The sequence below is a fragment of the Streptomyces polyrhachis genome (genome assembly GCF_042663125.1).
Taxonomy (GTDB): domain Bacteria; phylum Actinomycetota; class Actinomycetes; order Streptomycetales; family Streptomycetaceae; genus Streptomyces; species Streptomyces polyrhachii.
Genome location: NZ_JBHSZO010000044.1, coordinates 1 through 22815 on the forward strand (window position 1 = coordinate 1; position 22815 = coordinate 22815).

The following is a 22815-nucleotide window of genomic DNA, read 5'->3' on the forward strand; positions in this document are numbered from 1 at the left end:
CTCAAGACCTGGCGGCTCCCGCGCAAACTGCGATGCTCCACCACCCGCATCACCAACCTCGTTCAAGCAGTCCTCACCCTGCACCTGACCTGCTCAAACTGAGGTTGGAAAACACTCACTCCCCTGCTTGGCGAGCCGCTGGACCTGCTGGTGCAGTTCGGCGATCGTTGCGTCACGCTCGCGCAGCAGGCGTTCCTTGTCGGCGAGTTGAGCGGCGAGGTGGTCCAACTAGCCTTCACAAGCGTTCCCCTTGGGATCATGGGGGGCGGGCAGAGCGCTGCCGACAGGCGGAGGGCGGGTGGCGGCGCTGGCGCCACGCTCAGCGCGGCCCGCGCGGGGGCCGGCCGGCTGCCAGGCGCAGGTGCGCGCTGATCTGGCCGAGTGCGATCTGGGGGCGGGCTGCCTCGACCTTGACCAGGGGGTGGTGGTGCCACGGGTCGCCAGGGCGGGCGCCGGGTCGGTAGAGGCGCACCGCGCCGCCGTAGGCGCTCAGGTGGTCCAGGTGCTTGGAGAGGGCCCAGCTGGCGGCGTCATCGGCGATGACCGCGACCTGCGCGAGGTCCCCGGCGCGCTCGCGCAGGTCGTCCGTATCGAGCAGCGGCCTGCCGCCGGCATGGCGGGAGGTGGAGACAAGGATCAGCGGCCGGCTGCGGGAGGGATCGAACACCCGCTGCGCGAACATCTCGGCCTGCACCTCCTCCACCCTCCACAGCGCAGGCGCGATGTCGTGCGCTACGGGAGCGGCGCGCGTCACGACGACTCCCCCGCAGCGCACACGGTAGGAGCGGGCGGAGTCGTGGGAGGGGCGACGGTGGCAGGCAGGGTGGCGGGGGCAGGGCGGGGGCAGTCGGCGCGTACGGCAACGCCGCCGAGATGCTTCTCGTTCACGCACCGACCGATGGGGTCGTGGGCCATGCCGTCCTCCTTCGCTTCCGGTACCTCTGCGCCCAAGCGTACGGAGGGCTCCGGAAACGGTCGGGCCGTTACCGGAGACGACCCGTAAACCAGGACGTCCGTGGACAATGCGGCGTGCGCTGGACCTTGCAAGGTGCGGGCATCTCCCACGACGCCGACCTGGTCGTCGTCGTGAGGCGGCACGCCAGGACCACCGGCGTGTGATCGACGATGAACGCGGCGACAGCTTCGGCTTCTCCTACTACCTGGACGCGACGGCCTGTCAACGGCCGGCGCGTTCGAGGAGGGCGCACTGCCTGTGGTGGCCGCCTTCGAAGTGAGGAAGGGCGTGTACGAGGTCGCCCGCCGCGAGCGCGGCGTGGACATCGATGTGTACTTCGACTGCGCGCTGCAAGCGTGCTCGCGGCTCGGTGGCGCGGCGCCGGCGGGGTGGCGTAGCCGGTCGCGCTGCTGCAAGCCCTCGCTGCACGGCGAGACGGCCTTGCTTCACGATTAGTACGAGGTACGAGGACGGCAGGTGGCTGCTACACCTCGATGAAGGCGACCACGACCACTGTCTTCAGGGCCGTTACCCAGTACACGAGACGGACGCGTTCGACGTCATCGACGTACTGGCGCAGCCGCGGGCCGCGGCTGTCGCCGGGGAGTGGCTCGCCGGCGTCCGGGTCGACGGAGATGACGACCAGGGCGCGGTCCAGGGCGTGCAGTTCGGCTTCGCGGGTGAGGGCTTCCAGCTGCTTGGCGGCGGAGTCGGAGAACGCGACCTGGGCGCGGCGTGGGCCGTGCGGTGCGGGCATCAGGCGACGGCCGGGCGCTGGGCGGTGAGGCGGGCGAGGTGGGTCTCGCGTAGTTCCTCCCACGGCGTGCTGTCCTCCACCGCGGGCAGGCCGTTGGTGGCGATGTCCTCCAGGACGGCGGCGAGTTGGTCGGCGTTCTCGCGGGTGCGGGCCGCGTACGCGCGCAAACTGTCGGCGGCTGCGGGCTCCAGCTGCTGGCAGGCGTGGTCGACTGGGGTCGGCGCTTCGCTCATCGAGGGCCTCCAGGGCGCGAACGGGCGTGTACCACCACGGTATCGGGCGGACACACGCCCTGGGGGTCATCCGCCGGCATCACCGCACCACCCGGCCGGGAGTCGGGAGCGGGCGGGGCGCCGTGTTTCGCGCGGTGCGGATCAGTGCGGATCAGTGCCGTTCGAACGCCAGGTCGCGCGGCTGCATGTGATCGCGTGGGCCCGCCGCCCGCAGGACCACGTCCAGCACCCGTGCCGGGTCGGCAGCGTAGGCGTGGGAGAACCACGCCATGTTGGCTTCCACCACCGCCCAGCGGTGGCCTGGGCGGTACGGGTCGAGCAGTTGCCCGATGTCCACGACGACGGCGCTTGGCAGTGTGTGTCCGGCTGCGGCAGTCAGCCGGGCGGCGAACTCGGTGATCTGCGCGGCAGTAGCCCGGTCCGCGCGGTCCGTACCCAGCGGGCGGGGGTCGAGCCGGCCGAACACTGCGTAGCGGCTCGCTGCGGCGATCTGGCCGTCCAGCAGGAACAACCGGTACTCGGCCGCGAAGGTCACCACCTCGGACAGCAGCACCGGTGTCGTCGGGTCCAGGGCGGAGGGCAGTCGGGAGCCGTCGGTGTAGACATCGGCCGGGAAGGACTTGTCACGGGGCGGCTTGACGAACATCGGCCGGTCGATCGCCCATGCGTCCGCGATGGTCCCGGCCCGGACCCGGCGGCCGGTGAACTCCTCCGGCAACTCAGCGAGCCAGCCGTCCGTCGGCTCCAGCAGCGCGAACCCGAGCCGGCCCGCCAGTCGCGCACCCGCGACCGGGCCGCCGTACCAGTACGCAGGCGCTGCCAGGCCGGGCTCCTCCGCCGCCCGGACCGACATCCCACGGCCCGTCGCCTCGATGGCCAGCAGCCCCATCGTCGACGTCCGCCGCCCAGGCATGACCAACACCGCAAACCCCTCCCACACTGAGCAAAACCACCGCGCCGACCCCACCGTGCCCACCACCGCACGCCCCTGACAAGTGAGTTTCACCTGACTGCCTCCCGCCCGCACCACAGTCCACGCAACGACACATCGGCCAAAACCATCGTCTACGGGACTGTTGGGTTAGCGGCTGATCTTGGTTGTTGAGGGTGTCAATGATCGGTCGGGGTAAGTCGGTCTTCGAACTCGATCAGGACGGCGGCGAGTTGGTCGGCGCTCTCGCGGGTCCAGGCCGCGCCAGGGTCTGGCGTAGGGGCGAGCCTGGGGCGCCGGTCGCGGGGACTGCGCCCGGCGGCTCGGCCACGGGGGAATCGGCAGTGGTACGGCTTCGGTTCGTGGAAGGCGGGGGGTGGGTCCACGTGCCGGGGGCCGTGGGGTGTGCAGGGTTCCCCGGTGCGTGGAGTGCGTTAGGCAGCGGTGGGGATAGTGATCGCGCTGGTCGGTGTGGTGTGGTGCGGGGTGTCTTTGGGGTTGCGGGTTCCTCTCGCTGTGTCGGCTTGGCGACATGTCCGCTGTTGGACATGCCTATCCGTAGCGGGGGCGTCACCCGTTGCCAAAGCATGCTTCTGCCGGTTCTCGATCCCTCCCTTGCCGGCAGAACAGGAGCTTCAGCATGCGATACAGACGGGCAGTCGGCCTGCTCAGTTGTGTCCTGACCGCCGCTCTGGCCACCGGCACGTACGCGTTCGGCGCGTCTCCCGCGCCGAACGGCGGCGTGCGGGCGCTGCCGGCGGTGAAGGGAGGCAGCAGTGCCACCGTCACCCTCATCACCGGTGATCGGGTGACGGTTACCCGGGCACCCGGCCGGCCTGACTCCGTGGCCGTCGTGCCGTTCCAGCGGTCGGATGCCGGGCTGCGGACGCTCACGGTCGGCAGGGACGTGTACGTCATCCCCCGCGAGGTCGAACCGCTGCTGCGGAGCGGGCAGGTGGACCGCCAGCTCTTCAACGTCACCCAGCTGATCGCCCAGGGCTACGACGACGCCCACCGCGCCACCATCCCGACGATCGTGCGCTACACCGACGCGAAGCGGCCGGCCTCGCTGCCGGGTGCCCGCGAGACACGCAGGCTGCCCGTGCTGCACGGCGCCGCGGTCGCGGCGGACAAGAAGCAGCGCGGCAGGTTCTGGAAGTCGGTCGACGGCGACAGCGACAGCGACAGCGCGCCCCGGGCCCGACTGGCGGGCGGCATAGAGAAGATCTGGCTGGACGGCAAGGTGTCGGCGGTGCTCGATGCGAGCGTGCCGCAGATCGGCGCCCCGCAGGCGTGGCAGGACGGCTACGACGGCACCGGGGTGAAGGTCGCGGTGCTGGACACCGGCGTCGACCCGGACCACCCGGACCTCGCCGGCAGGATCGTCGAGAGCCGCAGTTTCGTCGCGGGCGAGTCGGTCCAGGACGGCCACGGCCACGGCACCCATGTCGCGTCGACCATCGCCGGCAGCGGCGCCGCATCGGGCGGGAAGTACAAGGGCGTTGCCCCCGGCGCCCGGCTCCTGGTCGGCAAGGTGCTGGATGACTCGGGCAGCGGCGACATGTCGGGGATCATCGCGGGCATGGACTGGGCCGCGCATTCCGGTGCGAAGGTCGTCTCGATGAGCCTCGGCAGCGGGGCGGGCACCGACGGCACCGACCCGATGTCGCAGGCCGTCGACCAGCTCACCGCCGAGACCGGGACGCTGTTCACCATCGCCGCCGGCAACGCCGGCCCCGGCCCCCGTACCCTCGGCGCGCCCGGCGCGGCCAAGGCGGCGCTGACGGTCGGCGCCGTCGACGGGGCCGACGCCGTCACCGACTTCTCCAGCCGCGGCCCCCGCGGCGGGGACGGCCATCTCAAGCCGGAGATCACCGCGCCCGGCGCCGGGATCGTCGCGGCCCGCGCGTCCGGCACCGCCATGGGCAGTGTCGTGGACGCCCACTACACGTCCGCCAGCGGTACGTCGATGGCCACGCCCCATGTGGCGGGTGCGGCCGCGATCCTCGCCCAGCGCCACCCCGACTGGGTCGCGGACCGGCTGAAGACCCAGCTGGTCAGCACGGCCAAGCCGACCGCGGACACCTCCGTGTACGCGCAGGGCGCAGGCCGTACGGACGTCGCCCGCTCGGTTCGCCAGTCCCTGTCGGCCACCGGCACCGTCGATTTCGGGCTGCTGAACTGGGACACCACAGCCGTCCAGACCCAGCAGATCCGCTACTCCAACGACAGCGACCAGCCGGTGGCCCTTGCCCTGTCCACCGTCGGTACGGCCAGTGAACTGCCCGCCGGGGCCCTGGCATTGGACGCGGACTCGGTGACCGTCCCGGCCCACGGCACCGCGACGGCCGATGTCACCGTGGACCCCGCGAAGCTGGCCACCGGCTCCTACGGCGCCCAGGTCAGGGCCGTCAGCGCGAACGGCGCGGTCTCGGTGGTCACCGCCGTCGGCTTCAGCCGCGACGTCCAGCGCTTCGACGTCACGCTCAAGGTCCTCGACCGGGACGGCAGGCCGACGACGGGCATGGCCTCCGTCAGCGACTTCGACCTCGACCGGATCGGTTTCCCCGAGGAGTACCCGGTCGCCGCGGACGGCACCGCGACCATCCGTGTCCCGATCGGCGAACACGCCTTCCGGGTGCAGATCCTCCACTTCAGCGACGACTTCCACACCGTGTGGGAGAACACCTCCGGCATCGTGCCGGGCACGGTGATCGACTCGGACCGCACCGTGACCGTCGACGCCTCCACCGCCCGGAAAATCAGCATGACCACGCCCAAGCCGGCGGACACCGACCGGCTGCGCGTGGGTCTGGAGGTGCGGGACCGCACCGGCGGCCAGGGCTACGGCACCGAGGACTGGCTCGGCGGCGAGACGGCCGCGTATGTCATCCCCACCGAGAACGCCCAGGTGGAGTCCCGCGTCGGCTGGTCGATGAGCGCCCCCGCGCTGCGGGCCCGACTCGCCACCGGCGATGAACGCCCCCTGGACGTGCACTACTTCCAGGGTCAGCCCGGCTCTGAGCGCATCGACGGCACCCGGGTGCTGAAGGTGGCCGTCGCCGGCCAGGACGTGCGCGGCAGGCTCGCGCTGCTGCGCCGGGACCGCGACACGGAGCCCTCGCAGCAGGTCGAGGCGGCCGCCGAGGCCGGCGCCGCGGCGGCCCTGCTCTACAACGACCAGCCGGGCGACTGGCGCGGCGACTGGTGGGGCTTGGAACCGACCCGGATCCCCGCGATGACCCTGCCGGGCGCGCAGGGCGGCGAGTTGGCCGCGCTGGCCGACGCGGAGGTCCGCTTCACGGGCACGGCGGTCAGCCCGTACGCGTACGAACTGCTGAAATACCACGCAGGCGGCATCCCGGCCACCCAGCGGTACGCGGTCCAGGCAGACGAACTCGCCACGCAGGAGTCGAAGTTCTACGCCGCGCAGGCCGACACCCTCTCCGGCCACCACCGCCTGATGGCCTCGCCGCAGCAGCGGACGGCATACACCGGACCGCGGCTGCTGTCCGGGGCGCGGACACTGACGGAGTACCTCACTCCCGGCGTGCGGACCTGGGAGATGGTCGTCGACGGGACCACCCGGGAGGGCGGGGTCCCGTACCGGCTGACGAAGCCCACCGTGCGCGAGGCCGGTGAGCAGACGCGCCGCGACTGGCACAAGGCCGTGGTCCGTACCGCGGTCTGGGACCAGGAGGAGGCCACCGTCCGCGACGAGGGCGTCGGCGTGCTGTACGCCGGCGGCATGATGGACACGGCGCCCGACCAGGAGTGGGTCTACCCCGGCTTCGGCGACACGAATCTGACCACGGTCTACCGGGACGGCACACGCCTGGGCAGCGCCCCCTCGACCGTCGTTGCCTTCCCGATGGTGCCCGAGCGCGCCGCGTACCGGGTGGTGACCGACGTCCAGCGCGACCAGCCCGGCTGGACGACCTCGACCGCGGTACGCACCGACTGGCGGTTCACGTCCCAGGACACCGGTGCACGGACGCGTCTGCCGCTGCTGCAGGCCGACTACGGCGTAGCCGTCGACCAGGGCAACAGCGCCCGCCCCCGCACGCGTACAGCCGTGTCCCTGAACGCGCACTACCCACTCGGCCTGGCCGCCCCGAAGCTCGCCCAGGCCCGGCTGTGGGCCTCGTACGACGATGGCGCGACCTGGCACGCGGTGGCACTCGACGCCTCCCGCCGCGGCACGATCACCAACCCCGCGGGTGAGGGCTTCGTCTCGCTACGGGCCCAGATCACCACCCAGGACGGCAGCAGCGTGGAACAGACAGTGACACGCGCGTACCAGGTACGCCGCTGATCCGCCGGCCGGGGCGGCCCCGTGGCACGGGCCGCCCCGGCCGCGGCTTTCCGAGTCGGCCACGTCTGCACGGGGCTCGTCGGGCCGCTGGATCCGGCACGGAGGTTCGGTCCGGCGCCGAGGTCGGCTCCAACTCCACGGTCCGGTCCGGCGTCAGCGTCCGTGCACAGGACCGGGTCGGCGCCGGGTCCATGGTCACCCGGAACATCCACAGAGCCCGGGCTGGTGGCACCGGCCGGGGTGCTGCGGGTGGTGATACCGGGGCTTCGAACTTGATGGGAGCGCAGCCAGCATGAGTGACTCCACGCGCGACCGTCGACCTGCTGGAAACCCGGTGCTGAGTGAGCTTGCTGCTGGCGGTCTGCTCAGCGGTGCTGAGTGGAGCGGGGTTGTTCGCCGCGATCGAAAGCTTTTTCGTCGTTTTTGTCGGTGCCGAGCCCGGAGTCGTGCGGTTCGCGGGTGATGGCCATGAGTGCCATGTCGTCGTCGTTGTGGCCGCCGGTGTGGCGGGCGACGTCCTCGGTGAGCGCGGTGAGCAGTGTGCGTGGGGAGTCGAAGGCGCGTCCGCTCAGCCGCTCGGCCGGGTCGTAGAAGTCGCCGCGGGCGTTGCGGGCCTCGGTGAGGCCGTCGGTGAACAGCACGAACGTCGCCCCCGGGGGGAAGTCCACCTCCAGTGTCTCGTCGGACCACGTGCCCAGGTGGTTCAGGCCCAGGGGCAGCGCGGGGTTCGCGGGCTCGCAGACGCGGACGATGCCGTTGGACAGGAGCAGCAGGGGGGCGGGGTGGCCCCGGTTGAGAAGGTGGATGCGCCGGCGGTCGGGGGTGATCTCGGCCAGTACGGCGGTGGTGAACGCCTCGGAGCGGTCCGGGGAGCGGTGCAGGCCGTCGTGGTTCAGCGCGCGTTCGATCCTGGCCGCTATCGTCTGCAGGTCGGGGGCGTCGTGGGCGGCCTCGCTGAAGGCGCCGATGATGGTGGCGACGACGGCCACGGCCTCCAGGCCCTTGCCCTTGATGTCGCCGACCATCAGGCGCACGCCCGTGCGGCTGTCCTGGAGGGCGTAGAGGTCGCCGCCGATACGGGCCTCGGTGTCGGCCGCCTGGTAGTGCGTGGCGACGCGCAGCCCGGTGAGGTCGTCGGCGGGGGTGGGCAGGAGGGCGCGCTGGGCCACCTCGGCGACGGTCGTGACATCCCGCAGCCGGCGGGCGTGGCGGGCGATGGAGAGGTTCACGACGACGGCGATGACCCCCACGCAGACGACCGCGACCATCTCGATGATGGCCTCCGGCTGCTCCGCCGTGCCGTTGAAGACCTCCAGCAGGACATCGGCCGACACCGCTGCGAGGGCGACGGCGACGGTCGCCCGCAGGCTCTGGAAGGGGGCCGCGATGAGAGCGGCACTGACGAAGAAGGGGGAGGCGGTCATCCCCGGCGGGGTGTACTGGTAGAACGGCACCCCGATGATGATCAGTGCCCAGGGGGCGAGGAGCAGCACGAGGTGGTACCCGCCCCGTGCGGTCACCCGCTGGACGAGGGACCTGACGTGCCGTGGATTGGACGCGTTGCGCAGCATGTGGTGCGAGGCGCGCCGGGGGATGGCAGGGTCCTCCGGGATGAAAACCGACAGGGACTCGCCGCCGATGGTGCTGTAGTAGGAGGCGGGGCGGGGCGGGCCGTGGAGGTCCTGCGGGCCCGGGGTCCCAAGGGGCTGACGGGGGCGGCCTCTGTCGCCGTCCTCGCTGTTGCCGTCCATCCCGCTCCCTACCGTGGCCCCTGGCGTAGCCGATCATTGAGATCTCTCCGATGGTTGCGTCCCGGATACGCGCGGGCATGCCGGACTGCGCCAGGAGAATGACGGGGAGCGGCTGCGACGTGGTGCAGGAGGCGTGGCTGCGGTAGGCGGGGCCGACCCCGCTTCGGTGGCCGATCCGGAGGGTTTCCTGGTGACGGTGACGACCCGGCTGGCCCTTGACCGGCTCCGGCGGGCGAAGGCGCGGCGTGAGGCCTCTGTGGGCGGGTGGAGGACTTCCACGCCTGGGCCTCCGCGCGCTGGGGCGAAGCCGCCGCCCGCCACATCGCCCACGCGATCAGCGTGGTCACGTACCACGCCGACACCGCGCACCTGTCGGCCGCGTTCGTCCGGGAGCGGCCTTGGGAACCTCGCCCGCTCCTGCGGTCGTGATCGGGTCGGGCACCTCATCCGCCGGTTGGGCGCTCCAGGGATGCGGGGGCGGCTGCCGTACGCGAGCGTGGTTGATCATTGCCGGGTTCGGAGGGGCTCGTGAGCCGGTCGAACGGTCTGCCACGAAGCGGTCTGCCACGAAGCGGTCTGCCGCTGTCGGTGTCCCGCAGGGGGCTGGTCACTGCGGTGGTGGCGCTGGTGCTGCTGGTGGCCGTGTACTGGCTGATGGTGCGGACCGGAGTGGGCCAGCGCTTTGAGGATGCGGCGCTGCGGGGCACCCGGGAGTACGCCAACCGTCCCGAGCGGCAGGCGGCCAACGAGCACCTGCGGGCCATCACGACGGGTTCGCTCGGTGCCCTGTGCCTGCTGGTGGTGGTGATCGGCGGGGTGCGGCGGCGGTGGCTGCTGGCGCTGGCGTCGCTGTTCACGCTGGTCGGAGGGCTGGTGGTGGCCGAGGTCCTCAAGCGGTACGTGGTGGCGCGGCCGTTGCTGCACGGACAGTCAGGCGACGTGCGCAACAGTTTCCCCAGCGGGCACACGACGATCGCGATGGCCGGCCTGTTCGCCCTGCTGATGGTGGTGGCGCCGCGCTGGCGCGGGCTTGTCGCCCTGCTCGGAGCGCTGTGGGCGGTGGGGATCGGGGCGAACACCGTCTCGGCGCACTGGCACCGGCTCAGCGACACCGTCGGCGGGGATCTGATCGCGCTGGCCTTCGGTGCCGCGGCCCTGGCCTTCCTGGCGTGGTGCGGCAGAGCGGCCCCGCTCGCCGCGGAGCGGGCGCCGCTGATGAAGGTCGCGGTGCTGGTTCTCGGCTTCCTCACGGTGACCGGTCTGGCACTCGGGGCCCTGTTCGCCGTCCTGTACGCCCGCGACGCCGGGCAGCCGGGCGTGATCGGGGACGCGAACTGGGAGGCGTACCTGGCAGCCCAGTCCTTCGCCTCGGCCGCCTCCGCCATCACCGCCCTGGTGATGCTCGCCCTGCTGCGGGGCGTCGACTTCGGCGCCCCGCCGGCCCGGGAGAAGCGGGCCGGCGGGGCGGTAGCGACACCGTGGCAGGCGCGCGAACAGTAAGAACCCGGACAACGGCCTGCACGCGGAGGTGCTGGCGGAGTCCCGGGCCCATTCGAGGCACTGGAGATTCCGGCCGAGCTGCTCGCCCGCGTCGAGGAGCTGTGCTTCGACGCCGGGGCGGACGTCTTCCGGCACTGCGCCCCCGCCTGGGACGGGGAGGACGACCTGGTCGACGTCCGCTCGCTCGACGACCTCGCCCTGCCGCCCAACCTTCGGGAGGCCACCTTCGTGGAGGACGGCGTCCTGGCGGTGCCGGACGCGGCGGAGGTCTTCGCCGCGCGCGGCATCGACACCGACGGCTGGGCTCCGGCATCCGTGTCGTCCTCCGGGTGGCCCCTCAGGCGCTGACCTCACCGAGGTGGTCCGTCGCGGCGGCCGGGTCCATGAACGCGGCGTGAGCCCGGGCCAAGCCCGTCGACCGCACACCCGCACCCGGCGGCCATGCTCGACCTGGCGGTCTCTTGGTGTATCGCCGCGGGGAGGAGGGCTGTGGGGCCTGGTTTCCAGGTCTGTCGTCACGCACAGATCTTTGAGGCGCCCGCTGTCTTGGTGGAGTCGTACGCGGGACCTACTCCAGCTCCTGCGCCAGCAGGTCCATCAGGAGTCCGTCGTGCCAGCTGCCGTCCGGGCCGCGCTCGTAGCGGCGCATGATGCCCACCGGGCGGAAGCCCACCTTGCGGTAGCAGCGGATGGCGGCGGCGTTGTCGGCGGCCGGGTCGATCACCAGTCGGTGGTATCCGTGGTCATCGATCAGATGGCGGGCCAGGGCGCGGACGGCGTCGGTGCCGAGGCCGCGTCCGTGCGCCGCCGGGTCGAGGTAGATGTCGATGTTGGCGTGCCGGTAGTCCGGATCCTCCTGCGCGCCCCACTGGATCGCGCCGACCACCCGCCCGCCGTACTCGATCGTGAAGGTCCGCGCCCCGGGGTCGTCGAGGTCCTCGGCCACAGCGGCTGCCAGGTCCTCCCCGCCCCGCCAGCGCGCGTACACCTCCGGCGTGGCCCGGATCGCGGCCAGAGCCGGGATGTCGCCCACCGTCGACGGGCGAAGCGTCACCAAGGACCCACGCAGGACCGTACCCATACCGCCGATCCTCCCCGGCCTCGGATCCACTCGTCCAGTGTTCGACGCCGGCCGTTCCCTCTTCCACGGTGCCGGACATCGTGCTGATCACCGTCGACTACACGGACCTGTCCGCGCTCGCGACGTCGGCCGGTGTGAACGCGCTGTAGGGGAAGGCCGGCCGGGCCGCCCCTGTGCGTACCAGGATGTCCAGGTCAGGCGGCGTGCCTCAGGTTGCCCGTGCGCGCTACGGTGCCAGCAGGCAGTTGTGTTACCGGATGGACAGGCGGGGCGGCAAATCCGTCTCGTTGGTGCGTAGTTGACGGGCGCTTGTGCAGTGATGGCTTTTGCGAGAAAGGGGGGCCCCGTGGAGGGGACCTTGCGTGTGTGTGTGATCGGTGCGGGGATGGCGGGGCTGGCGGCCGCGCGGGCGCTGGCGGTCAGGGGTGTCGACTTCGACTGTATGGAGAGGGCCGCGGATGTCGGAGGGATCTGGCGTCAGGCGCAAGCCGGTGAACGAGGGCCTGCCTACCAGTCGTTGCACCTGAACACCGCCAAGCAGCTCTCCGGGTTCACCGGTTTCCCCATGCCGGACGCTTTCCCCCTCTACCCCCGGCACGGCGATGTCGCCGCCTATCTGCGGTCGTTCGCCGAGTGGGCCGGCGTTCTGGACCGCATCGAACTGCGGACCGAGGTGGTGTCCGCGCGCCAGGATCCCGACGGAGCGTGGACGGTCGTCAGCCAAGACGCGGAGGGCGCATCGACGACGCGGCGGTACGGGCACGTGATCGTCGCCGTCGGCCCCCACGCGGAGCCCGCCCTGCCGAGCCCTCTGCCGCCTGGCGCCGAGACCTTTGCCGGAAGGATCCTGCACTCGGTCGACTACCACGACGGGCGCGACTTCGACGGCCAGCGTGTCGTCGTCGTCGGGCTGGGAGCCTCCGCGGTGGACATCGCCGCGGACCTCTCCCGGCATGCCTCCCAGACCGTGCTCTCCGTCCGCCGAGGGCTCCACATCGTCCCCAAACAGCTCTACGGCCTCTCGCTGGACGAGATAGCCAACGCCCCGTGGTGGACGCGGATGTCACTGGCCGAGCAGCGCAGTTTCGTGGAGCAGGCACTGCTCGTCGCGCGGGGAAAGCTTGCCGACTACGGCCTTCCCGAGCCCGACCACCGGATCTTCTCGTCCGCCGTGACCATCTCGGACGAGATCCTCAGCCGCATACGGCACGGAGCGGTGACGCCCAGGCCGGCGATCGACGCCATCGACGGCAGCCGCGTTGTCTTCAGCGACGGAACCTCCGCCGACGCCGACGCGATCGTCTACTGCACCGGGTTCCGCAGCGCCTTCCCCTTCCTTCCGGCCGGCTGCCCGAAGGGCCCGGGGGGATCGGTCGAGCTGTACAAGCGGGTCGTCGCCCCTGACCGTCGCGGCCTGTACTTCGTCGGCCTGGTCCGCCCGGTGGGCGCCATCACGCGTCTGCTGGAAGCCCAGTCCGGCTGGGTCGCCCACCTCATCGGCGGCGCGGGCGGCCTGCCGGACCCGGAGATCATGCACAAGGAGATCAGCGGCTACCTGGCCGGCGTCGCGGAGCGTTACGGACAGGGGGAGGGTTCCTCCATCCAGGTTGACGTCGTTCCCTACCTTCAGGAACTGCGCGACGAGCAGGAGGGCTCCCACGCCGCGTAGGGGAACCTGCGGGTCCGACGCCCGCCCCGGGCGCTCCGGTTGCCACGACCGGAGCGCCCGGGGCGGTGCCTAGCCGGTCAACAGGGGGGTCCGGCGGGTGGCTTCGGCCTCCGCGGGCTGCCGGGCGAGCGGCGGCCGGACCGCGTACGCCTCGGAGGAGACGTACGCGGTGACCCGCGGCGGCCGGCCCTGCTGGTGGACGAGCGCCAGGTAGGCGATGAGCCCCACACCGTCCTGCGGCCGGCGCCGGGTCACGGCGGCCAGTGACCTGAGCAGCGGGGCGGTGTCCATGCCGCAGCGGCGCAGCACGGCCTCGGCACGTGCGAGCGCCTCCCGGTCGTCTTGGACGTAGTCCCTGACCGGTATGTGGAGGGTGAAGCCGCTCGGTCGGCCGCTCGCCGCCTCGGTGAAGGCGTGGCAGGACAGTGCGGGCCGACCGCGCAGCCGGGCGTCGCGCCGGTCGTCGGTCCTGCGGTCAGGGGTGTCGGCGTCGAAGCCGGCGGCCGTACGGAGGAACTCCTGGATCTCCGCGGAGGCGGGTCCGGCGTTCATCCGGGACAGGCCGCCCGCCTCCACCGCCGACATATCGTCGTGCCTGAGGTAGACCTTCACCCGCGGGACGTCCCAGTCGCCCAGGTCCAGGGCGAAGAACGGGTAGCCGTCCGCGGGCGGCAGCGCGGCGAACGCCCGCGGGTGGCCGAGCCGGCGCAGCGCCTCCTGTACGGTCGCTGCGGCACGTCGCGGTCCGGACGCGGCGGGGTTGAGGTAGACCTTCACCTTGGGGACGCCGCCGGGGCGCAGTTCCAGCGCGCACCACAGCGCGAAGGCGCCCTGGGCGGACGCGGGGAGGAACAGGTCCTCCAGCGTGTCGAGTTGGTCGGTGGCGAAGTTCCAGCGCTGTGCCATCTCGCGGATGACGCGCAGTCCGACGCGGCCGCTGTGTGCCGAAGTGTCGGCGCCGCAGCCCGGTTCGAGCAGCAGGCGCAGGGTGGGCGGGGCATCGGGGGTGAAGGCGAGTGAGTACTCCACCGGGGTGTGGTCGTCGGACAGCGTGCTGAGGAACGGCGGCGGCCGGTCCAGGCTTCGCCCGGCCGCGTGGCCCAGCGATTCGACCAGCACCTGCGCGTACGTCTCGGCGTCGGCCGGGTCCATCCCCAGGGCGTCGCACAGCCGCGTCAGCTGACCTGCCGCGAATCGGCCCAGTGTCTGCTCGCCCGGTTTGCTTCGGCCGTCGGGCCGCGAGGCGGTCACCGGCCGTTCCGGCGTACGCCGCCGTACCCGCGCGGCTGGCCGCCGATCGCGGCGGGCAGCCGCGCGTGCTGTGTGTCGTGCGGACTGTGCCTGGACCGCCGGGATATGTGCCGTGCTGGGCGGAGCAACGCGGGGGCGTGCTCAACGTGAGCAGCGCCGACGGGTATGTGGGGCACAGCACTTCCTTTGCCTGGTAGTCAAAACAGATACCGCGATCATTACCCGACTGGTTGCGGGCCATGCGGTCGCGGGTGTGGCTGGAGTGGCGTGGTTCACCTCGTGAGCCACGTCAGGAACTGGCTCCACCTTCCGTCCCGTTCGGGCTTGGGTGCGGTGCCTGCGTGTCCGTCGCTCCCGGACGCCTGCGCGGGAGGGGCCGCCTGCGGCCCGGACGCGGGCTGGAGCGCGGTGAACTTGGCGGGGAGTGCGGCCAGTGCCCGGCTGAAGGGGCCGGGGCGCCAGGTCAGGCTCTCCTCCGGCACGGCGAGCTCGACGTCGGGCAGCCGGTTGAGGAGGCGCTCCAGGGCGGTGATGGTGATGAGCCGGGCGGGCTCCTTGGACGGGCAGGCATGCGGCCCCGCGCTCCATGCCAGGTGGGCGCGGCTGCGCGCCTGGCGTGAGGCCGAGAGCGCGGGGCCGGCGTTGGCGGCCGCGAAACTGACCATCACCAGGTCCCCCGCCCGCAGCTTCCGGCCGGCGAACTCCATGTCGGCCGCGGGGTAGTGGGGCGCGTAGTTCGTGATGGGCGGGTTCTTCCACAGGGTGTCGTCGAGGGCTTCCTCGATCAGGCCGCCCTTGTCGGCGTACGCGTCGTCGGTGAGGAGGCGGTGCAGCGTGTTGCCCAGGAGGTTGCGCAGCGGTTCGGCGCCCGCGCCCAGGAGCAGTGCGAGCTGGTGGACCATCTCCTCGTCGGTCAGCCCCGCCTGGTGCTGCATCAGCCACGAGGTGACGTCGTCGCCGGGTGTGGTCCTCTTGAGCGCCACCAGTTCTCCCACGGCCTGGAAGAACACACCGGTCGCCTGCTCGGCGTTGACGCCGTCGAACATGCCGGATATGCCGAAGAGGACCCGGTCGCCGACGTCCGCGGGGCAGCCGAAGAGTTCGTTGAACACGAACAGCGGCAGCAGCTTGGCGTAGCCGGCGAGCAGGTCCGCCGAGCCGCGGCTGCTGAACTGGGCGATCAGGTAGTCGGCGATCTGCTCGGTGCTGCGGCTCAGTCGGCGGGAGTCCACCCGGGCCATGCTGTCCGTGACCGCCTGGCGCAGGCGCAGGTGCTCCGCGCCGTCGCTGAACATGCAGTTGGGCCGGTAGACCAGCAGGGGCAGGACCGGACTGTCGGGGCTGACGCCGCCCTCGTTGAAGTCCCGCCACCGGCGTGCGTCCTTGCGGAAGGAGCCGGAGTCCTGCAGCAGGCGCAGGGCGGCGGAGTAGTCCGTGACCAAGGTCGCCTCCACCCCCGGGGCGAGTTCCACGGCCGAGGTCGGCTCGTGGCTCATGTAGGTGTAGTACGCCTGCGGGTCGGCCGCGAACTCCGGCCCGTACAGCGGCACTCGGCCACCGCTGTGGTGGGCGGGGCACCCGGGCGGGGGAACGGGGGTGGTGGATTGAGCGTCCATTGTCTGCTCCTATCGGGCGCGGTCCTGCAAGTGGCGGACGAGTGTGATCAGGGCCTGGGCCGACGACTTCTCGTCACGCGCGTCGCAGGTGACGACCGGGGTGTCGGGGAGCAGGTCCAGGGCCTGGCGCAGGGCTTCCTCGTCGCGAAGTGGCGATCCGTCGAAGTGGTTGACCGCGATGGCGTAGGTAAGTCCGTAGTGCTCGATCAGGTCGATCACCGGGAAGGAGTCCGCCAGCCGTTCGGGGTCGACCAGCACCAGCGCGCCGAGGGCGCCGCGGGCCATGTCCTCCCACATCTGCACGAACCGCTGCTGTCCGGGTGTTCCGAACAGGTACAGCACGACGCGTTCGCTGAGCGTCAGGCGGCCGAAGTCCATGGCGACCGTCGTGGTGGTCTTGCCCGCGACGCCCTTGAGGTCGTCGACGAACTCCCCGGCCCGTGTCATCCGCTCTTCCGTGGACAGCGGGGGTATCTCGGATATCGCCTTGATGAAGGTGGTCTTGCCCACCGCGAAGTGGCCGACGACGAGGATCTTCACGGCGGTTTGCGTCGCCCCGCCGCGGACGTAGGCCCGTTCACCCAAACTTGGCGCGGAGACCATTCAGCACCTCTTCCAGGATCTGCCGGTCGGCTTGTTGGGCGCGCTCCACGGGCGGACGGGCGATGAGATAGCCGCCTTCGGCGAGAGCGGCGAGGAGGATCTTCACCACGCCCACGGGCAGCTCCGTGTGCCCCGCGATCTCGGCGACCGAGAGGTAGCCGGCGGTGCATATGTCCAGCAGTTTCTGCTCTTCCGGCGAGAGGCCGACCGGCCGCTGCTGATCGTCTTTTGCTGCCGTGACCAGGGTGATCAGGGAGAGTTTCCCCTCCTCGGGAAGGTCGCGGCCCTTGGTGATGACGTACGGTCGCACTAATCCCGCAGCGTCGGACTCCAGCTTGGCGGGATCGGTCATGACGGTGCGCCGAGGTTTGCGCGCGGCGGTGCCATCAGCACCTTCCCCAGCTGGCCGACCAGTTGCTGCATCCTGAACGTGATGTCGGCCATGTCGACGTCGGGTGGGCCGAGACGCCGAGATAGGCGCCTTCTCCGGCGGAGATCAGGAAGACCCAGCCGCCGTCGAACTCCACCAGCGTCTGCCGCCAGCGCTGCGCGGGGTCCTCGCAGAAGAACCCCAGTGCGCGGCTCAGCGACTGCACCCCGCTCATCGCGGCGGCGACCGTGTCCGCGTCGTCCTTGTCGACGTCCTTGGTACGGGCCATCAGCAGGCCGTCGGCGGATATGAGAACCGCGTGCAGGGCCCCGGGTATCTCCAGGGCGCTGTCAAGCATCCACGACAGGTCGTCGTCGTTCATGAGGGCTCGTCCCCTTCGCTGCGTGCCGCTCCTGTGCTGATCTCCTGGTCCGCGGTGCCCGGGGGCGTGGCGCGACCGGAGTTGGTGCCGCGCTGGAAGGCGCCGTAGACCGCTGCCTTCTCCTGGCTGGGGCGCTCCGGAGTGCCAGGGTCGGCCGGGCCGCTGGGCACGATGGCCATCGGCGCCTTGCGGTGGCGCTGCGGCAGGTCCCCGGCAGCGCGGGCCGCGGTCCCCGTACGCTCGCCACCACTGCGGCCCGACGGCACGGCCGCGGGGGCGGCCGGCGGCTTGTGCTCCGGCATGGCGGCGAGCAGTTCATGGGGCAGGAAGACGACCGCCCGCACGCCGCCGTAGGGGGACGTGGAATCGACGGACACCTCGAAGCCGAAGCGGTCGCAGAGCACGCCGATCACCGCGAAGCCGAACTGCGGCGGGTTGCCGAGTTCCGCCACGCCCGAGACGCGCTCGCTGCTGAGGAGCTTCTCGGCCCGTGCCCGCTCCTCGTCGTTCATGCCGACGCCGGCATCGTCCACGACGATGCAGATGCCTTTGGGGACGGTGCGAATATTGATTTCGACCGCCGAGTCGGGGCTGGAATAGCTGGTGGCATTGTCGAGCAACTCGGCGAGGGCCAACGCCACGGACTCGACAGCTCGGCTGGTGATACCGAAGTCGACCTGCGAGCGAATCTCCACCCGCTGGAAATGACGGATTCTGCCCTGTGCGCTGCGGACCACGTCGTATACCGAAGCGACCTCGCGCTTGCGTCCCAACCAGCCGTCGCACAGCACGGCGATGGACTGGGCGCGGCGTCCGAACTGTGAGTTCATGTGGTCGATCTCCAGGAGGTCCTGAAGAATGGCCGACTCGCCGTACTTGGTCTGCAGTCTGGAAATGCCCAACTGCTGTTCTGCCGCAAGGCCCTGAAGTGTCCGCATCGCCGACTTGAGGACCGCTCTGGTCGCCTCCTGTGCCTGGTCACGGGCCGTCGCGACGGATTCCTCGTACTGGTTCTCCAGGTCGGAATAGTGGGTTTTGAGCCCTGCGATCTCCCGCCGCAAGCTCTCGGCCGCCCTGCGCTGGCGGACGATGACGGCGATCGCGGCGGGGATTACGACAAGGAGGGCCCAGAGTGTCGGGCTCTGTATGATATGCGTCATAAGGCTCTCTTCAGGCGGCTGACGGCCAGGTACTGGACTTCCGTCAATGCGGATGGATCTGCCGACCGCCCGCACCAGAGTTGCCGCCCGAGCCGTCCCTACAGTCACAGATGTCCTTTTAGGCCCATCTGCCCCTCCCGCATGTGCCGTGATCGTATCATCGCGCAAACATATGACTACCCGTCAATTTGGGCGACTGCAGCGGGCGTTGGCGCACCCCGTCAATGGCAAGGAAAACCCGGGGCTTGTGCGGCGCCCCGGACCGCGTCCGATGCGGCAAGTCAAGCGATGAGGTGCCGGCGGCGGACGGACGGGACGTCAGCTCGTGCCGCACGCTGTGCCGACCCTGCGGCGCGTACCGGCGACAACCAGCAGTCCGCCGAACATCGCCGCGTTCTTCAGGAACTGGGTGCGCTGGGCCGTGCGTTGAGCGGGGTCGTGGGTGCTCCAGAACGGGTGTCCGGCGTAGGTGGTCGGGATCAGTGTCGCGGCCAGGACAAGGGCGGCGGGGCGCGGGAGCACTCCGATGGCCATGCTCGCGCCGGCTCCGGCCTGGACCGCGCCGTTGACACGTACGAGCAGGTCGTCGTCCTTCGGGAGCGGGAGGACCTTACGAATCCGCTCCAGCGCCGGACGTGCGAGCTCGGCCGGTCCGCGGGGGGCGCGCAGTGCGCTGGAGCCGAGCACCGCGAAGGTGCCGCCGAGGAACGCCTCGCCGAGTCTGCCGAGGATGTGCATGGTGCTCACCTTCCGTAAGTGACGCTTTGCCAGGGGGTGTTCAACTGGCGTGGCCCGGGAGGCCCCAGGCCCCGGCGAGCAGCGTGAACGAACGCATGCGGTGCGCGGGGTCGTGGGTGTAGGTCGTGAGGATGAGTTCGTCCACCTCCAGGTCCGCGACGATCGCCTCCAGCTGTGCGACGACCGTTCGCGGAGAGCCGACCGCGTGCACCTGCTGGAAGTCAGCCACGAAGTGGGCGGCGTCCGAACCGAGCGTGCCCGCCAGGTCCTTGACGGGGGGCTGCAGCAGGCCGCGGCGGCCCGTGTAGATGCCTGCGGCCAGTTGCTGGGCCGTGGTGAACAGGTAGTGCGCCTCCTCGTCGGTGGGCGCGACGAGCACGTTGGCGCCCGCCATGGCGTAGGGCTGCTTGATCTCGGCGGTGGCGAACTCCGTGGAGAAGCGTGCGCGGTACAGCTCCAGTGCCTCGTGCCGCATGCGGGGGGCGAAGTGCGAGGCGAACGCGAAGGGCAGGCCCAGGTACGCGGCGACCGCGGCGCCGTCGAGGCTTGAGCCGAGCATCCACAGCGGCACCTCGGTGCCCTGGCCCGGCAGTGCCCTCACCGATGCCCGCCCCCCGTCCGGGGCGCTGAGGTAGGTGTGCAGCTCGACGACGTCCTCGACGAACGCGTCGGTGGCGGCAGCGGCGCCGCGGCGCAGGGCCGCGGCCGTCACCGGGTCGGTCCCCGGCGCGCGGCCCAGTCCGAGGTCGATGCGGTCGCCGTACATCTCGGCGAGTGTGCCGTAGTACTCCGCCACCATCAGCGGGCTGTGGTTGGGCAGCATCACCCCGCCCGATCCGAGCCGGATGCGCGTGGTGTGCTCGGCCGCCCGGCCGATGAGCAGCGATGTCGCCGAGGAGGCGAACGTGGGGACGTTGTGGTGCTCTGCGTACCAGTACCGGTGGTAGCCCAGGGCGTCGGCGTGCTGCGCCAGCTCCACGGACTGCTTCAGCGCGGTGTGCGTACTCGTGCCGGAGGCGATCGGTACGAGGTCGAGGATCGACAGGGGGACCTTCGGTGGCTGCATGTCGGCTCGGTTCTTCTCGGCTGTGTCGGGTGGCGCTCTGTGCGAAACCGGGGGTGTGCATAAGGGGTGTGCATATCGGCCGGATCGCGGCATGGAATCGTGGCTATTTTACTTCTTGATGCCCTTCATGGCATTTCTTGCTTTTCTGCGCAATTCAAGAGGGGACAGGTCACCGACTGGACGGACGTACCCGCGCTGTCTGAGGTGGTCGAGGACGAGCCGATGTGCGGTACGCCGGGGATCGTTAGCCTGCCCGTGTGGAGCGGCGTGAGATCGAGGTATTCCTGACGTTGGCCGAGGAGCTGCATTTCGGGCGGACCGCTGAGCGGTTGGGGGTCAGTGGGGCGCGGGTGAGCCAGACGGTCAAGCAGTCGGGAGGTGCATCTGTCCGATGCGTTCGGCGCGTTGCGGGGCGGTGAACTCGACGTGCAGATCACCGAGTTGCCCGTGCACTCCGCGCGCCATCCCTTCGCGCGGCGGGAGCGCGCCACCGTGGAGGACCTCACCCGCGACACCGTGCTCGTTCCGGCGGGCGCCCAGCGGTCGGGCCGTCCGGCGGGAGGCGGCGGCGACCTCGCGGCAGGAGCTGCTGACGCTCGTCAGCGGTGGTGCCGGGATGGCCGTGGTGGGCGGCCAGGCCAGGCGCTACCACGCCCGGCCCGACATCGTGTACGTCCCGCTGACCGGGCTGCCTCCCCTCGAGTACGGGCCGATCCGGCCGACCGGCGCCCTGACCAGCAGGGTCCGTGCGTTCATCGAGCTCCTGCGGGTGAGCGCGCAGGGCGATCGGTAAGTCCTGGCTTATCGATCGGTACGGATCTCGTCGTTGGTACGGGCGCCGCCGCCGAGGATGGACCTACCGACGACGAGAGGAAACCATCATGACGAACCCGGTCCCCGCCGCGTACAAGAGCGCCGTCCCCTACCTCAACGTGCACGACGCCAGGGCGGCCCTCGACTTCTACCGGGCGGCCTTCGGCGCCGAGGTGAGCGTGGAGATCCCGCGGCAGGGCGGCAAGGTCGCGCACGCCGAACTCCGGATCGGCGAGGCGGTCTTCATGCTGCGCGACGAATACCCCGAGTACCGCTTCCGGAGCCCGCGGACGGTCGGCGGTACGCCGGTCAACCTGCTGGTCTTCGTACCGGATGTGGAGTCGTTCGCCCAGCGGGCCGTCGCCGCCGGGGCGCGGGTGATCCGGCCGGTCGCGATGCAGTTCCACGGGGATCTGCAGGTCGAGTTGGAGGATCCGTTCGGGCACTCCTGGTTCTTCACCACCCGCGTCGCCGACATGGACGAGCGGGAGCTGCGGGAGGCCGCGTCGGCGGTGGACCTCTGAGCGCCGGCGCTCCGTCCGGGCGGCTGCCGCATCCTCGGTGAGGCCCCTCTCGAGATTTCCACATCAAGGCTCGCCATATACCCCCTGGGGGTATATTGTTCTGATCGTCGGCCCGAACGGGGCGGCATCGGAGCCTGATCGCACCCCTGGAGATGTCATGAGCAACCACGTCGGCCACGACCACACCGGCCACACCGACCACGGCCCGCACGCGGCCCACGGCGGCGCCCGGCCCGGTGGCCTCTCCGTCTCGCAGGACGGGTACACCCTCGAACTCGATGCGGCGGTCCTCACCGCCGGCGTCCAGCCGGTCGGCTTCCGCGTGGTCGGTCCCGACGGGCGGCCGGTGACCGAGTTCAAGACCGAGCACGGCAAGGAGCTGCACTTCATCGCCGTGCGGCGGGACACGGCCGGGTTCCAGCACGTGCACCCGGTGAGGGACGGGGAGGGCACCTGGAGCGTCGAGTTGGAGCTGGAGCCCGGGGACTGGAGGTTCTTCGCCGACATCCACCCGGTCGGTCATGGCGGATCCATGACGCTGGGGATCGACGCCGCGGTCGCCGGGCACTACGAGCCCAGGCCGCTGCCCGAGGCCGCGGCGACCGCGCGGACCGGCGAGTACACCGTGACGCTCGACGGCGGGCTGCGGGCCGCCGAGGCGAGCGACCTGACCCTCACCGTCAGCCGCAACGGCCGGCCCGTCACCGACCTGCAGCCCTACCTGTCCGCGTACGGGCACCTGGTCGCGCTGCGGGTCGGCGACCTGGGCTACCTCCACGTGCACCCGCAGGGCGAGCCCGGTGACGGCACCACCGCGCCCGGCCCCGAGATCTCCTTCACGGCGGTCGCGCCCACGGTCGGCACGTACCGCCTGTATCTGGACTTCCAGCACGAAGGAGTCGTACGGACGGCCGAGTTCACGGTGCGGACCGCGGAAGCCGGGCCCGGGAGCCACGACAGCCACCACTCGCCCCAGCAGCACCACACCCACCATGCCCACTCCACCCACCATGCCCACCACTGACCGCCCCGCCCGCTGTCAGCGCGGGGCACGGCCGCCGCCCCGGGGCCGTGCCCCGCCGCATGAGCACCGAAGGAAC

General features: G+C 71.1%; 23 protein-coding genes and 2 pseudogenes. 10 read left to right on the forward strand and 15 right to left on the reverse strand.

Going from position 1 to position 22815, the window contains the following annotated elements; all coding sequences use genetic code 11:
* A pseudogene (locus tag ACFQLX_RS22335) lies at window positions 1-102 on the forward strand (IS5/IS1182 family transposase); the annotation flags it as partial.
* Here ACFQLX_RS22335 and ACFQLX_RS22340 read toward each other — a convergent pair.
* The gene (locus tag ACFQLX_RS22340; RefSeq protein ID WP_386417856.1) at window positions 94-228 is read right to left on the reverse strand and encodes a hypothetical protein; all 135 of its coding nucleotides are present in this window, start codon (window positions 226-228) and stop codon (window positions 94-96) included. The pseudogene ACFQLX_RS22335 and the gene ACFQLX_RS22340 sit on opposite strands and share 9 nt — an antisense overlap.
* A 91-nt stretch (window positions 229-319) precedes the next feature.
* Window positions 320-754, reverse strand: a complete 435-nt coding sequence (locus ACFQLX_RS22345; RefSeq protein WP_386417857.1) for a hypothetical protein — start codon at window positions 752-754, stop codon at window positions 320-322.
* A 459-nt stretch (window positions 755-1213) separates the two neighbouring features.
* Between ACFQLX_RS22345 and ACFQLX_RS22350 the strand changes: the two genes are divergently transcribed.
* Window positions 1214-1411 carry a hypothetical protein gene (locus tag ACFQLX_RS22350; protein ID WP_386417858.1) on the forward strand — a complete coding sequence of 66 codons (198 nt, stop codon included), beginning with the start codon at window positions 1214-1216 and terminating at the stop codon, window positions 1409-1411.
* A 28-nt stretch (window positions 1412-1439) separates the two neighbouring features.
* Here the strand turns inward: ACFQLX_RS22350 and ACFQLX_RS22355 are convergent, their stop codons facing one another.
* From ACFQLX_RS22355 to ACFQLX_RS22365, 3 genes are all read right to left on the reverse strand, one after another.
* Window positions 1440-1712: a hypothetical protein gene (locus tag ACFQLX_RS22355; RefSeq protein WP_386417859.1), complete on the reverse strand. Its 273-nt coding sequence runs from the start codon at window positions 1710-1712 to the stop codon at window positions 1440-1442.
* Window positions 1712-1945, reverse strand: a complete 234-nt coding sequence (locus ACFQLX_RS22360) for a hypothetical protein (RefSeq protein WP_386417861.1) — start codon at window positions 1943-1945, stop codon at window positions 1712-1714. The genes ACFQLX_RS22355 and ACFQLX_RS22360 overlap by 1 nt, the downstream gene beginning before the upstream one ends.
* A 151-nt stretch (window positions 1946-2096) precedes the next feature.
* Window positions 2097-2834, reverse strand: coding sequence for an ATP-grasp domain-containing protein (locus ACFQLX_RS22365; protein ID WP_386417910.1), 738 nt, complete (start codon window positions 2832-2834; stop codon window positions 2097-2099).
* Between the two features lie 682 nt (window positions 2835-3516).
* Between ACFQLX_RS22365 and ACFQLX_RS22370 the strand changes: the two genes are divergently transcribed.
* Window positions 3517-7191, forward strand: a complete 3675-nt coding sequence (locus ACFQLX_RS22370) for a S8 family serine peptidase (protein WP_386417862.1) — start codon at window positions 3517-3519, stop codon at window positions 7189-7191.
* 365 nt (window positions 7192-7556) lie between these two features.
* Here the strand turns inward: ACFQLX_RS22370 and ACFQLX_RS22375 are convergent, their stop codons facing one another.
* Entirely contained in the window at window positions 7557-8942 is a 1386-nt protein-coding gene (locus ACFQLX_RS22375; protein ID WP_386417864.1) for a PP2C family protein-serine/threonine phosphatase, read from the reverse strand.
* Window positions 8943-9530: 588 nt separating this feature from the next.
* Here ACFQLX_RS22375 and ACFQLX_RS22380 point away from each other — a divergent pair.
* Both ACFQLX_RS22380 and ACFQLX_RS22385 read left to right on the forward strand, forming a co-directional pair.
* Window positions 9531-10442 (forward strand): phosphatase PAP2 family protein, encoded by a 912-nt coding sequence (locus ACFQLX_RS22380; RefSeq protein ID WP_386417865.1) that lies wholly within the window; start codon window positions 9531-9533, stop codon window positions 10440-10442.
* A 99-nt stretch (window positions 10443-10541) separates the two neighbouring features.
* Entirely contained in the window at window positions 10542-10790 is a 249-nt protein-coding gene (locus tag ACFQLX_RS22385) for a DUF6892 domain-containing protein (protein WP_386417911.1), read from the forward strand.
* Between the two features lie 220 nt (window positions 10791-11010).
* Here ACFQLX_RS22385 and ACFQLX_RS22390 read toward each other — a convergent pair whose 3' ends face one another.
* A complete protein-coding gene (locus ACFQLX_RS22390) occupies window positions 11011-11523 on the reverse strand; it encodes a GNAT family N-acetyltransferase (protein WP_386417866.1) in 513 nt (170 codons plus the stop codon).
* Window positions 11524-11881: 358 nt separating this feature from the next.
* On the opposite strand from ACFQLX_RS22390, the gene ACFQLX_RS22395 reads away from it, so the two are divergent.
* Window positions 11882-13192, forward strand: a complete 1311-nt coding sequence (locus ACFQLX_RS22395) for a flavin-containing monooxygenase (RefSeq protein WP_386417868.1) — start codon at window positions 11882-11884, stop codon at window positions 13190-13192.
* A gap of 69 nt (window positions 13193-13261) precedes the next feature.
* Here the strand turns inward: ACFQLX_RS22395 and ACFQLX_RS22400 are convergent, their stop codons facing one another.
* The 8 genes and pseudogenes from ACFQLX_RS22400 to ACFQLX_RS22435 form a co-directional block, all read right to left on the reverse strand.
* Window positions 13262-14443: a tryptophan dimethylallyltransferase family protein gene (locus ACFQLX_RS22400; protein ID WP_386417870.1), complete on the reverse strand. Its 1182-nt coding sequence runs from the start codon at window positions 14441-14443 to the stop codon at window positions 13262-13264.
* Between the two features lie 272 nt (window positions 14444-14715).
* On the reverse strand, window positions 14716-16059 hold the full coding sequence (locus ACFQLX_RS22405) for a cytochrome P450 (protein ID WP_386417872.1): 1344 nt from the start codon (window positions 16057-16059) through the stop codon (window positions 14716-14718).
* Window positions 16060-16068: 9 nt separating this feature from the next.
* Entirely contained in the window at window positions 16069-16662 is a 594-nt protein-coding gene (locus ACFQLX_RS22410) for a GTP-binding protein (RefSeq protein ID WP_386417873.1), read from the reverse strand.
* Entirely contained in the window at window positions 16637-17014 is a 378-nt protein-coding gene (locus ACFQLX_RS22415) for a DUF742 domain-containing protein (RefSeq protein ID WP_386417875.1), read from the reverse strand. Before ACFQLX_RS22415 ends, ACFQLX_RS22410 begins: the two co-directional genes overlap by 26 nt.
* Window positions 17011-17414: pseudogene (locus ACFQLX_RS22420) on the reverse strand (roadblock/LC7 domain-containing protein). The gene ACFQLX_RS22415 and the pseudogene ACFQLX_RS22420 overlap by 4 nt, the downstream one beginning before the upstream one ends.
* Window positions 17411-18574: an ATP-binding protein gene (locus tag ACFQLX_RS22425; protein ID WP_386417877.1), complete on the reverse strand. Its 1164-nt coding sequence runs from the start codon at window positions 18572-18574 to the stop codon at window positions 17411-17413. Before ACFQLX_RS22425 ends, ACFQLX_RS22420 begins: the two are co-directional and overlap by 4 nt.
* 318 nt (window positions 18575-18892) lie before the next feature.
* Complete coding sequence (locus tag ACFQLX_RS22430) at window positions 18893-19312, reverse strand: DoxX family protein (protein ID WP_386417913.1); 420 nt, start codon at window positions 19310-19312, stop codon at window positions 18893-18895.
* A gap of 40 nt (window positions 19313-19352) precedes the next feature.
* Entirely contained in the window at window positions 19353-20378 is a 1026-nt protein-coding gene (locus tag ACFQLX_RS22435; RefSeq protein WP_386417879.1) for an LLM class flavin-dependent oxidoreductase, read from the reverse strand.
* A 257-nt stretch (window positions 20379-20635) separates the two neighbouring features.
* Between ACFQLX_RS22435 and ACFQLX_RS22440 the strand changes: the two genes are divergently transcribed.
* The 4 genes from ACFQLX_RS22440 (at window position 20636) to ACFQLX_RS22455 (ending at window position 22739) form a co-directional block, all read left to right on the forward strand.
* A complete protein-coding gene (locus ACFQLX_RS22440) occupies window positions 20636-20797 on the forward strand; it encodes a LysR family transcriptional regulator (protein ID WP_386417880.1) in 162 nt (53 codons plus the stop codon).
* Entirely contained in the window at window positions 20770-21171 is a 402-nt protein-coding gene (locus ACFQLX_RS22445; RefSeq protein WP_386417881.1) for a LysR substrate-binding domain-containing protein, read from the forward strand. Before ACFQLX_RS22440 ends, ACFQLX_RS22445 begins: the two co-directional genes overlap by 28 nt.
* A gap of 88 nt (window positions 21172-21259) precedes the next feature.
* On the forward strand, window positions 21260-21715 hold the full coding sequence (locus ACFQLX_RS22450) for a VOC family protein (RefSeq protein ID WP_386417882.1): 456 nt from the start codon (window positions 21260-21262) through the stop codon (window positions 21713-21715).
* Window positions 21716-21872: 157 nt separating this feature from the next.
* Window positions 21873-22739, forward strand: a complete 867-nt coding sequence (locus ACFQLX_RS22455) for a hypothetical protein (protein WP_386417883.1) — start codon at window positions 21873-21875, stop codon at window positions 22737-22739.
* Window positions 22740-22815 lie beyond the last annotated feature (76 nt).